General features: G+C 44.8%; 5 protein-coding genes. 3 read left to right on the top strand and 2 right to left on the bottom strand.

What is annotated here, in order from left to right; genetic code table 11:
* Nucleotides 1-321 precede the first annotated feature (321 nt).
* The 3 genes from GSY63_RS10350 to GSY63_RS10340 are packed head-to-tail and all read left to right on the top strand — an operon-like array spanning nucleotide 322 to nucleotide 7,515.
* Nucleotides 322-3,381 carry a SusC/RagA family TonB-linked outer membrane protein gene (locus tag GSY63_RS10350; RefSeq protein ID WP_166585739.1) on the top strand — a complete coding sequence of 1,020 codons (3,060 nt, stop codon included), beginning with the start codon at nucleotides 322-324 and terminating at the stop codon, nucleotides 3,379-3,381.
* Nucleotides 3,382-3,389: 8 nt separating this feature from the next.
* Entirely contained in the window at nucleotides 3,390-4,733 is a 1,344-nt protein-coding gene (locus tag GSY63_RS10345; RefSeq protein ID WP_166585738.1) for a RagB/SusD family nutrient uptake outer membrane protein, read from the top strand.
* Nucleotides 4,734-4,758: 25 nt separating this feature from the next.
* Nucleotides 4,759-7,515 (top strand): M14 family metallopeptidase, encoded by a 2,757-nt coding sequence (locus GSY63_RS10340; protein WP_166585737.1) that lies wholly within the window; start codon nucleotides 4,759-4,761, stop codon nucleotides 7,513-7,515.
* 215 nt (nucleotides 7,516-7,730) lie between these two features.
* Here the strand turns inward: GSY63_RS10340 and GSY63_RS10335 are convergent, their stop codons facing one another.
* Nucleotides 7,731-9,191, bottom strand: coding sequence for a S10 family peptidase (locus tag GSY63_RS10335; protein WP_166585736.1), 1,461 nt, complete (start codon nucleotides 9,189-9,191; stop codon nucleotides 7,731-7,733).
* A gap of 316 nt (nucleotides 9,192-9,507) precedes the next feature.
* Nucleotides 9,508-12,420: a response regulator gene (locus tag GSY63_RS10330; protein WP_166585735.1), complete on the bottom strand. Its 2,913-nt coding sequence runs from the start codon at nucleotides 12,418-12,420 to the stop codon at nucleotides 9,508-9,510.
* Nucleotides 12,421-12,557 lie beyond the last annotated feature (137 nt).

The following is a 12,557-nucleotide window of genomic DNA, read 5'->3' as shown; positions in this document are numbered from 1 at the left end:
TTTTAAAACAACTTGCATACCTCAATTAAATTTAGTTTTTTTGTCTACTATTTCTATAGATTTTATATACATTATCAAAATGAACCCGAAACAACTTTCGCTCTATCGTATTTCCCGACAGGGAAATCAGAGTCTTTTACGACTTAATTCTGCACTTACTACTTCTTTATACAAAAGCATTCCTGCCGTCATGTGCAACAACTGCTGTTGTTGATCTCCCCGTTATCTAACGGATAACAACTCCCTCAATTTGCTCAAAATTTAAAAATGTAGCTGCTCCGCGGCAAGCATTTGTATTGCTCAAAATCAAAACTTAATGTCATGAAGCACATTTACAAAATAAGTGCGTTACTCTTTCTGTGCCTAACCGTAACTCAGTTAACGTGGGCACAAACACAACCTACTATCAAGTCGAGGCTATCCGGCCGCATACTCGACGCAGCAAATAAACAGCCCCTTCCCGGTGCGGTAATCCGCATTAAAGGGGTTACCAACGGCGTTTCGACCGACAATGAGGGGAAATTTACCCTGGTTACCGGCCAGGCACTCCCCTACACCATTGTGGTAAGCTATACCGGCTACCTTACCCAAGAAGTTGTGGCAACTGGCAGCCCGATAGATGTGCTGCTTAAAGAAAATATCAGCCAGTTAAATGATGTGGTAATTACGGGTTACAGTACTCAGGAACGCAAATACATTGCAGGTTCTATCACCAGTGTAAGCGGTGATGTGATAAAAGACCAGCCAGCAGCCGGGTTTAACCAATTACTACAGGGTAAAGCTACCGGTGTGCAAGTGCTCACCAATTCTGGCGTTCCGGGCGGAGGTATTACTTTCCGCGTACGTGGTAACAACTCTATTAATGCTTCGGTAGACCCGCTTTATATCGTCGATGGTGTTTTTCTAAGCAATAACGACCCGGTTACGTCATTTGGTAACCAATCCGGCTCCAACCCAATTGCCGATTTGAATGTGAACGACATCGAAAGCATACAAGTGTTAAAAGATGCTAATGCTACAGCCATCTACGGATCATTAGGGGCTAATGGTGTTATTATTGTAACCACCAAACGCGGCAAGCGCAATACAAAAGGAAAGATCAACTTTAATACGTACCAGGGCTGGTCTTCGGCAATTAAAAAGTTTGAGGTTACCGACGGCCCCCAAACAGCGTTGCTTGCAAATGAGGCTAAGATCAATACCGCGGCAGAAAATAACACCGCTCCTACCGGGTTGATCGCTGATCCGGCTTCTCAACCTACTTACGATCGTACGGATGATCTATTCAAAGTTGCACGCTCACAGAGCTATGATCTTTCTACGCAAGGCGGTACCGAAAACAGCGATTATTATGTAGCGCTGGGATACCTAAATCAAGAGTCTATTATTAAGCCATCTAACTATAAACGTTATACAGGCCGTCTTAATTACGATAATAACATAACCAGCAAATTAAAAGTTGGTACCAGCATTAACATCAGCCGGTCTGACCGCAACTTGAGTGGTAGCGACAACAACCCCCAGGGCGTTATCAACTCTGCTCTATTTGTGCGCTCGTATCTGCCCGTTTATAACGCTGATGGAACCTACGCCCGGTATGGCAGTTTCGACAACCACCTGGCGCTAATCAATAATCTTGATAATACCAGTATCGGTTGGCGCACCATTGGCAATTTATTTGGCGAATATTCTTTTACGCCAAACTTAAAATTACGAAGCAGCTGGAGCATAGACGGCGAAACCGAAAATTATAACAGCTATGCCAATACGCTCATCAGCGCAGGTATCGCAACAAACGGCTCTGCTACATCGTCTATCACCCAAAACTATGTTTACACTAATGAACAGGTTTTAACCTATATCAAATCTTTCGGCCGGGACAACAGGCATAATATTAATGCCCTGATAGGCAATACCCTGAATACTGTCACCAATAATTCTACGGGCAGCAGCGGCACCGGGTTTGCCACCAACAGCCTAACTTCCGTAAGCTCGGCAGCTACCCGCTCTGGCACTTCAACTCAGCAAACCTCTAAGCTGGTATCGTTTTTTGGCAAAGCAAGCTACGCTTATGACGATAAATATATTATCGACGGTAGTATACGTGCAGACGCTTCGTCAAAATTCGGCAAAAACAAGCAATGGGGTTATTTTCCATCCGGCGGTATTGCCTGGCGCGCCGGTCAGGAGGATTTTATCAAGAAACTCAACTTTTTTGATGAGTTGAAATTTCGCGGAAGCATTGGTTTATCTGGTAACCAAAACGGCATTGGTTCCTATGCAGCCTTAGGCCTGTGGTCGTCCGGTGCCAACTACCTGGAGAATGCTGGTACAGCGCCTTCGCAATTGGCTAATCCCGACCTAACCTGGGAAACTACCAGACAAATAGATATCGGTACCGAGTTTACCATTCTTAAAAGGAGGCTGACCATTAACTTCGACTACTATAATAAATATACCTATGACCTTTTGCTGAATGTACCTGTGCCCTACCGTTCCGGCTTCGCCAGCTACCTGCAAAATTATGGTGCGGTACGGAACAAAGGATTTGAAGCTGCCATACACTCTTTAAACATTAACACAACCAGCTTTAAATGGACCACTGATTTTAACATCTCATTTAATACTAATAAGATTGAAAAACTGGCTTCGGATATTGCACAAGGTGCTTCGGGCCGTAATATTTCCCTCCTACGCCAGGGTTATCCTGTTAACTCATTCTGGCTTTACAAGCAATTGTCTGTAGACCCACAAACAGGTAATGCCATTTATGACGATGTAAACAAAGACGGCAAGATCACTTCGGCTGACAGGCAGATTGTGGGTAACGCGTTGCCGAAGTTTACAGGTGGGTTTACTAATAATCTGAATTATAAAAATTTCGATCTCAACTTCTTCTTCTATTTCCAGCAGGGTAATAAGATCATGAACATGAACGATTTCTTTATGATCCATGGCGGTACACAAGCAAACATCGGTTTTGTACCTCGCCAGCTAGACCGTTGGACAACACCGGGACAGGTTACCGACATCCCAAGAATGACCACCTATAGCGGCAATCCAGACCAAAATGGCGGTTCGGCAAATAACTATGGCGGTAATGTGGCGAGCTTAAGTAGTCGCTACCTGCAAGACGGTTCATTTATACGCCTTAAAACACTCACGTTCGGTTATACTCTCCCATCGGCCCTAACTAAAAGTATTGACGTAAGCCGGGCGAGAATTTACCTGCAAGCAACCAACCTGCTCACCTTTACCCACTACGATGGCCTGGACCCGGAAGTAAGTTCACAAAGTGCCAATCAGAATACCGCGGGGTACGATTGGGCCACAGTGCCTCAACCACGTACCATTCAAGTAGGTGTTAACGTAACCTTATAATTAAAGCCATGAAAAAGATATATCTATATAGCTTATTACTGATCATACTTTCGGCATCAGTATCCTGCAAAAAATACCTGGACGAGAAGCCCAATAATGCCATTGCAACCGAGGACGCCATTGTAGATGCGGGCACAGCACGTGCGGCGATAATTGGAGCTTATGATCGCATTCAAAGTTATTACGCGGCCAACTACCCAACGCTGGGGACCATCACTGCCGATAATGTAATTTTCAACGGTACGTTAAGCGAATACCTACAGTTGGACCAGGACGCTATACCGACAGATAACGTAATTACCGTTGCAACCTACCAGGGCATCTATCGGGCCATAAATTCTGCTAATAGTGTTATTGCCTATGTACCGGCGGTAAATGACCCTTTGCTTACCTCCGCTGAAAAGACGAAAATTTTGGGCGAAGCATACTTTATCCGTGCGCTCTCCTATTTCGATTTGGCACGTGGCTGGGGCGGTGTACAATTGCAGTTGAAACCAACCACCGACCTAAACGGATTAAAAGGTATAAAGCGAAGCACCCTCGATCAAACTTACGATCAGGTATTGGCCGATCTTACCCAAGCCGAGCAGTTACTACCCGAAGATGCCACTACCCGTAACCGTGCGCAAAAAAGCACTGCACGTGCTCTGCGCGCGCGTCTGCACCTGTACCGCAAACAATGGGCAGACGCTGAAGCATACGCAACACAGGTAATTGCAAACACCAAGTATGCCCTGGTTAAACCTTACAAATCATTCTTTGCGTCTCCTTTCCTTACTACCGAATCCGTATTTGAACTTACTTTCTCGGCTAATGATAAGAACGGGTACTGGAGCAGCTGGTACCCAAGCTCTTCGGGTGGGTCGTTTACACTGAAGCCATCAGATGGTATTGTGGCTAAACTAAACAATCCACTTATCGGCGGCTCGCGCAACGCACTTATAGCCGGCACCAGCCCAAGTGTTTATGGTGTTTTGTATAACACCGTAGCTACCAGTACAGATCCGTCGTATGTTATCCGAATAGCTGAACTCTACCTTATCCGTGCCGAGGCCCGTGCCCAACAGGGTAAGCTTACCGGTGCCAATAGCGCGGCATCAGATCTTAACATTATTCGCGATCGTGCAGGCCTGGCGCCAACTACAGCAACCACACAGGCCGACCTGCTGCAGGCAATAGAAGATGAAAACAGTGTTGAATTTGCCTTTGAGGCACACCGCTGGTTCGATTTGGTGCGAACCGGACGAGCCGGGGTGGTTTTAGGCATCACTAACCCTAATCGCTATTTATTCCCTATTCCGTTGTCGGATATCCAATCAGATCCGGATGTTACCCAAAACCCAGGCTACTAACTCACATTCTGAAAATCAATATTCAATGAAAACAATCCGTAAAATAACCAGTGCACTAACGGCACTGGTTATCTCCCTGCAACTGGCATCAGCGCAAACCAGTTATTATTTCCCTAAAACCGGGGCCACACTTGATAGCAGTATCCCTTCACCCGAAAAGTTCCTGGGTTACCCCATCGGCTCATTTTACACCCGGCACGATCAGGTAGTGGCTTACTTTCGCGAACTGGCACGGGTAAGCAACCGCATCCATGTACAAGTTATCGGTCACACTTATGAGAACCGCGAACAAATTATCGTTACGGCAACCTCACCTGAGAACTATAGCCGCCTGGAACAGATCAGACAGGAACACCTTAATCAGATTGATCCGGCTAAACCAGCCATCAGCAGCAGTGCCCCGGTTATTATTGATCTTGGGTATGGTGTACACGGCAATGAGACTTCGAGCACCGAAGTAAGCTTACTTACAGGTTATTACCTCGCAGCCAGCAATGATCCCGAAACTTTAAAATGGTTGAAAGAAGCAGTGATCTTTATCGACCCTTCCCTTAATCCCGATGGGCGTGATCGCGCAGCGAATTGGCATAACGCTTTCCACTCTAACCCACCGGTGGCAGATCCTATCGACAAAGAGCACCAGGAAGCTTGGCCTGCGGGGCGCACCAACCACTATTACACCGATCTTAACCGCGATTGGCTAAACCTGGTACAGTTAGAAAGCCGCAACCGCGTGGAGTTTTTTCACCAGTGGTATCCAAACGTTCAGATTGATTTCCATGAGCAGGGCACCAACGCTACCTATTATTTCGAACCTACTCCCAAAAGCCATTACAGTCCTATTATTCCACAATTTCTATATGATGAAGGTATAGTATTGGCTAAATACAATGCACAGGCGCTTGATGATATCGGCTCACTTTATTTCACTAAGGAAGGTTACGATAACCTTTCGCCAATCTATGGTTCCACTTACCCTAAATTCTATGGCGCGGTAGCTGCTACATATGAACAGGCAAGCTCGCGGGGTATTGTACAGGAATCGGCAAACGGCATCCCGCTTACGTTTGCATTCAGTATCCGTAATCACCTAACCACAAGTTTCTCTACTATAAGAGCATCCGTTGCAGAGAAAGCTGGCTTGTTTAAAACACAAAAAGACTTTTTTAAATACGCTTTAGAACAAGGGCAAAAAAGCCCAACCAAGGGCTATGTGTTTGGCGATGCAAAGGATGTGAACCTTACACAGAAATTCCTTGGGCTGCTGTTAGAGCATCGTATTAAAGTATATGCTCTGAATGACAATCTAAGCCAGGAAGGCAAAACATTCCAAAAGGACAAAGCTTATATCGTGCCGTCGGATCAGCCAAACTACCTCATCGTGCATTCTATATTCGAAGAAAATGCGCTTACTGATAGTATATATTACGATAACACCGGCTGGAGTATTATCCATGCTTATGGGCTAAAATATGCAAGGTTAACAACTCCGGTAGTTAAAGGCAATATTGTAAGCAGCACTAATGTTCCTAAAGGTACAGTAGAAGGTGGAAGGTCTACCCTGGCTTACTTACTCAATTATACAGACTATAATGCGAGCCGTGCGTTGTATCATCTGTTAACAAAGCAGGTTATTGTTCGTGCAGCCTTTAAACCATTTACCGCCAATACAGCAGCTGGGAAGCGCAGTTACGGCAGTGGTTCATTGGTAATCCCGGTAGAAGGGCAAACCATTTCGCCAGACTCCTTATACAAAGCCCTGCAAGATGTTGCAGCTGATACGCATCTAAACTTCACAGCGGTAGGCACAGGGTATAGCCTCGAGGGTATCGACTTAGGCAGCAGCAATATCCGCGCAATCAAAAAACCTGAAGTGGCACTAGCCTTTGGCCAGGGTGTGACTTCTTCTGAAGCAGGCCAGGTTTGGTTTTTGCTTAATCAGCAGCTTGATTTACCGGTATCCAAGATCGACCCATCAAGTTTCCAACGAGCTGACCTGAGCCGTTATACGGTACTGATTCTTCCTGGGGGCGTCTATAATGCCTGGGACAAGGCCACTGTCGACAAGATCAAAGACTGGGTTAATGACGGAGGTACGCTTATAACGTTTCAGGCCGCAAGTTCATGGGCTATAGAGCATGGCATTTCAAACGAAAAAGTTGCACCGGCGGCATTTAGCGGTCGCGACGGAGGTAATGCTCCGACGGCACAAGTAACAGCCGCGCCGACAACTTCTGGAGAAGCCACCGAAACGCCGGCACGCAGACCAGCAGCCGCAAACGGTAAACCTGCTACAGGTGGCCAGCGCGACAGCAGCGCGATAGCCAATAATGCAGCACCTCGCAGGCGTGGTAATGGCAGCAGGCTGGATTATAACCGTCAGGAAGAAGTGGAAGGTTCTAAACGGATCAATGGCGCTATTTTCCAGGCAGATCTGGATATTACTAATCCTCTTGCATTCGGTATAACTACCCGTAAGTTGTTTATCAATAAAAATGGGGCGACTATTCTGCAGCAAAGTGCAAACCGCTATAGCACAGTGGCACTTTACAATGCAAAGCCTTTTGTTAACGGCTATGCACCAAAAGAAAGTGTTAGCAGTGTGGCCAATTCTGCGGCTATTATTCTGGCCAGCAGTGGCCGGGGGAAAGTAGTTTTGTTTGCCGATGACCCCACCTATCGCGGTTATTGGTTAGGTACAGGCAGGATATTCCTGAACTCATTATTCTTTGCTAACCTTTCGGGTGGCAGAGCCGGTGCTCAACAAGAAGAAGAACAGTAAAAATAACAATAGCTATCAAAGCTGCCCAATTGCAGCTTTGATAGCTATTATATTGCTAGTATAAACCGAATGGATTAGGCGCCCTCACGCCTCTTCGAATAGCTTATTTTAAGGGCATGAATAACGAGCAACTTTACTTCTACTCTTCGGCCGAACCATTTGAGCTGTAGTATAAACTTGTATTTTCGGAACCGAGATAAACCTTATTAATACTATTACAACGCCATTTGATAAAAACCCTTGGTATCCTCATACCATTTTGCATTGGCCTGGCTATCCGTGTAAAGCATATGTCCGGATAAATAACGGTGTACAGAAACGCTATGGCTCCTTATTTGATTTGCATATAGATTGACAGTGGATGATGGCGTTGCAAGGTCATAGTCGCCACTTACAATATGTACTTTAAGATCAGTATCGCCGCTTAACAGTTTTCTTAAAACCGGCACAACATCCAGATAACCACCCGCTGCTTTCGCCGGCCCATAGTTCCAATTTGGTGTTGCTATTGTTGCAAGGTAGGCTAACGGGGTCTTATAATGTAATTCGTTTTGCTGGTATTGCTGAAAAGCCTGCGGGAAAACAGCACGCAAAGCAACTTCGCTGGGATCGGCCACGGCAGACGCTTTTCCCGTTGCTCGGCTGTCGTAAGTTCCGGTTACTTCACCTTTTTTCTTAAGTATTAAGCGACTGAACTGAACATCTGTAACACGCCCGTTTAAACGGCGCAATGTACCAGTGTCTATCCCCGTAAAGTAGCTCAGCGTATCGATAACATTTGCAGGTAGCACATTGAGGCCCGTTAAGGCGTTGCGATAAGTGCCAAATGCAAATGCAGTCACCTTTTTACTCAGTTGTTCAGGCGTAATTTGCTGTAACTCGGGTGTTAATTGATTGTGATACTGAGCGGTTGCTGCATAGGTAGGCAAATAATAAGGGTAAGGCGCATCATTCCTTTTACGGAAAGTAACTAATTTGTAATTCAGCGCCGGCGATATAAGCGTTAATCCCTTAACCGGAATTTTAAAAGCGGTTCTTATGTAGGCCGTTAGCCCTACTGCTCTGGCCGCACCATAACTTTCGCCCGCCAGGAATAAAGGGCTATTCTGCCTGTTGTTATCAGTCAGGTATTTTTTAATAAACTGTCCAATTATCTCAACGTCTTCCTGATAACCATAAAAACACTTTTCATCTGCACTATTAGAAGCGCGACTAAACCCCGTGCCCACAGGATCAATAAAAACCAGATCTGTAAAGCCTAGCCAGGTATTAGGATTATTTTGATAGCCATTTTTTCCTGGAACTGCCCTAACCGGGCCAAAAGACCCCATATGGAGCCAAATAGATGAGGAGCCGGGGCCGCCGTTAAAAACGAATGTAACAGGCCTGTTTGCTCTTCGTACAAGATAATCTGTGTAAAAAATTTGAGCTTTACGATGTTGGCTATCTTCAACATTCACATAGCCCGCTGTTGACTGATAGTTCACCACAGCACCATCTAACCTAAGCGAGTGTAATCCAACTGCCTTTTTGAAAGCCAATGACTCTGTTAAATCATGCAATGGTATGTGGCTGGGTATTTTTGCCCATGAGCTAAACAGCAGTAATACAAAAACTGCAAAAATACTGGCGTTCGGGTATAAAATAGATGTAAAACGTTTACGAGGAAGTGGCATTTAAGGGTATTCGATTTTAATGTATGATGGAACAGCTGGAAAGCGGAAAGCCGCCTGGGAGTTAAGAACAGCAGCAACACATCGCCGCTTTAGCAAGCGGCATTCGCATTAAATCGTTTTTGATACCTTTAAAAAGCATATATATGCAAACGTATCGATTTATTTAATCGAATCAAAATAAATATACTATTTCCATAGATTTAATAGTTATAAATAAAAAATCGAAAATTTCAGATTTGCATTGTGGCCGAAAAATTGAAATTAGACGCTTTATAACGCTTACCATAGCTTGAATTAAACCCAGGTATTTATAAAATCAAAGAATGTCAACCTTTTTAGGCGGAAAACCAAAATGGCGCGAGAAGCTGGCGGAGAAACTGGCCGGATTGCTAAATCCAACCATATAGGCCACTTCGGCAACAGTAGCAATTTGTCGTTTCAACAAATCATGTGCGTATTGTAAGCGAATAGTCCGTATCAATTCGCCTGGTGCCTGGCCAATCAAATCTTTCAATTTCCGGTGCAGTTGTGTGCGGCTTAACCCCATATCTGCCGCAAGGCTCTCGGCGTTATAGCCTTCCTCCGGCAAGTGCTCTTCTACCGTCTTTCTCATGCGTGCAACAAAATCCTGCTCCATCGAAGGGAGTCTTAACGTATCGTTAAACCACTGATCTTCCTTGCTGTATCGTTCGCGCAGTTGGTTGCGGGTACGCAGAAGGTTTTCGATCTGCGCCATCAATTCAGGCTCGTCGAACGGTTTGGCCAGGTAGGCATCTGCACCGGTTTTAATACCATCAATCCGACTATCTTTATCAGTTTTCGCGGTGAGAATAATAATGGGGATATGACTGGTTTTTTCATCGGATTTAAGCTGATCGGTTACCTGATACCCGTTGAGGTTGGGCATCATCAAATCAGTAATAATCAGGTTAGGGATCTGCTCAATCGCAAAAGAAACCCCTTCTGCCCCATCTGTAGCAGTGATTATACGGTAGCTATCGCATAGCAATTGCTTCATAAAAAGCCGCAGTTCATCGTTATCCTCAATTAATAAAACCAGTGGCTTCTCATCATCGGGTTGCTCTGGTTGAGGATAGTTTACCGATAGTTCAATCATTGGTTCCGGCGCAGAGTTGCTTTCTATTTGCAGATAAGCATCGGTTGGCTGATATGATAATTTGATCTGTATCTCCGTGAATAATCCTTCCACGCTTTCGGCTTTAATTTCGCCGCCTAATAACTCTACCAGTTCTTTGGTAAGCGCGAGGCCGATGCCCGAGCCCTCTGCCGAGCGTGTATCTGAAGGGTCGGCCTGATAAAACCGTTCAAAAATGTATGGTAATTTTTCAGACGAAATACCGCTGCCATTGTCTCTAACGGTTAATAAAAAAACAGGGGTTGATTTGTCAATCGTGGTTTCTAAGACTACCTCTATCATTCCTCCGCTAGTAAATTTCATAGCATTAGATAGCAGGTTGAGCACAATCATATCCATTTTGCCGTTGTCGCCGAGTTGCCAAAGTGAGTCGGATTGGGATGTAAAGTTAATCGTGTTCTGTTTTTGAATGGCTATAGAAGCGTAAGCCTGCAAATGTGTTTTAATGACCGCTACCAGATCAAACGGCCTGTTGTCAATTTCCATCAACCCGCTGTCCAGTTTACTCATATCAAGTAACTGGTTAATTAGCCCAAGTAAACGAGTAGCATTTTGAAGAATCAATTGTAAATATTGCTGTTGTTCCCCGTTATCATTTTCTTTCAGCATTTGCTTTGCCGGGTTAATGATCAGCGTTAACGGCGTTCTAAATTCGTGGGTAAGGTTGGTGAAAAAGCGAGATTTTATTGCGTCTAACTCTTTTAATCGATTCGCTTTTTCGTGCAACTCAGAAGTGCGCAAAGCCACTAATTGCTCTAAACGCTTTGCTTCGCCGGCAATCAGTTCTGTTTTTTCGGCTTCCTGGGTAATGGCTTGTGCTGATAACGCCCTTACTTCAGTTAGTTTGCTCACCAGATTCTGGTTAGTTCGGGCAAAATCGAGGGCTAAGTACAGCGATAGGCAAATAGGAAGTACCAACTCACCGGCACTAAGAACAAATACCCTTAACGAGCTAAGGTAATAAGGCCAAAGACTGAATACATCCGCCCAGGCAAAAACGTAGAGTACAAATACGGCAGTTACACCTACCCCAACCAGCCACACGCCCTTTTGCTTTTTCCTGATAATCTGGTATGCTGACCAGCCGCCATCTGCAATACAAATAAGGAACGTCAGCGAAAAATAATCATTCCAGTTGCTGAATGGGAAAAAGATGTATTTAATTATATATGCTAAGCTTATCAAGCTTAAAGCCAACATTCTGCGTCTCGGCAAGCGCTCATTATTCAAAGCATAAAGCAATGTCACGGCCGACCACATGATCAGTACTTTACAAACATAGGTTGCCGATTCGGCAATTAGCTGCACAGAAGGCATCCTGGTTTGATAATAAAGGTATATCCCAAAGCCATTGATTCCAACCATGAGCACAAATAGCGCATAATAAAAATTGATCCTTCTTTTAGGATAAAACAGAAATAAAAAGAAATGCAAAAGGCCGAGGATCAACTGTGCGGCCGCAAACCAGGGAACGGTGTCCAGAAAGAGGTTATTCTGCCGCATCCGATTCGATACAGAGGGATAATCTCCTATATTGACCTGGAAACCGTAGAAATCTGCATATGTAGCAACATAGTTAGTGTAATGGATACTAAGCAAATGCGGACGGCCGTCGCTAAGCCACAACGGGATAATATCCCTCGGTGCCCGGGCTGCTTCCATCGTAGACGCTGAATTTCCAATTTTGCCGTAACCACCAATAGGTTGGCCATCCAAAAATATTTCGGAAGCACCATCGTGGTTTATACGGAGAGCTAATTTTTGATTAACCAGGTCGGGAGTAGCGCATAGCCAGATGGCAAACCATCCTTGTCCGCGCCAGTGGCGAGGACGATTCGACGCTCCAAAACTGGTATTTTGCAGGGTGTCCCAACCTGTAGTGTTTAGTGGAGAGCTTTGGTTCTTTAACGGCCCGACATGGAAGTACCAAAGCGAATCCTGCAATCCTATCTCATGTACTTCATTAAACTTGGCGCGGTCTATTATCACAGTATGTTGACCATACGAAGGCTGCGTTTGGCAGATTAGCAGGTTAACCATTACGAGGTAAAAGAATATCGACGCACGCACCATAACAATTCTTTGAAACGTTAAGTTACTTATACATTTCTGAATAATATTAGTTTTGAAATGCTAATCAACAAAGAACTAGCGCTTTAATCTCGTATTGGTTTGCAAACCAATACAGAATAATAAGCCGCCAACCATAA

The sequence above is a fragment of the Mucilaginibacter agri genome (assembly GCF_009928685.1).
In the GTDB taxonomy this organism is placed as follows: domain Bacteria; phylum Bacteroidota; class Bacteroidia; order Sphingobacteriales; family Sphingobacteriaceae; genus Mucilaginibacter; species Mucilaginibacter agri.
The sequence above is the reverse complement of the archived record's forward strand: the minus strand, read 5'-3'. Positions and strand labels throughout refer to the sequence as shown.

What these genes read in the sequence shown, in the direction of transcription:
- GSY63_RS10345 (WP_166585738.1), top strand. Translation starts at nt 3,390, where the DNA reads ATGAAAAAGATATATCTATATAGCTTATTACTGATCATACTTTCGGCA.
- GSY63_RS10330 (WP_166585735.1), bottom strand. Translation starts at nt 12,420, where the DNA reads ATGGTGCGTGCGTCGATATTCTTTTACCTCGTAATGGTTAACCTGCTA.
- GSY63_RS10340 (WP_166585737.1), top strand. Translation starts at nt 4,759, where the DNA reads ATGAAAACAATCCGTAAAATAACCAGTGCACTAACGGCACTGGTTATC.
- GSY63_RS10335 (WP_166585736.1), bottom strand. Translation starts at nt 9,191, where the DNA reads ATGCCACTTCCTCGTAAACGTTTTACATCTATTTTATACCCGAACGCC.
- GSY63_RS10350 (WP_166585739.1), top strand. Translation starts at nt 322, where the DNA reads ATGAAGCACATTTACAAAATAAGTGCGTTACTCTTTCTGTGCCTAACC.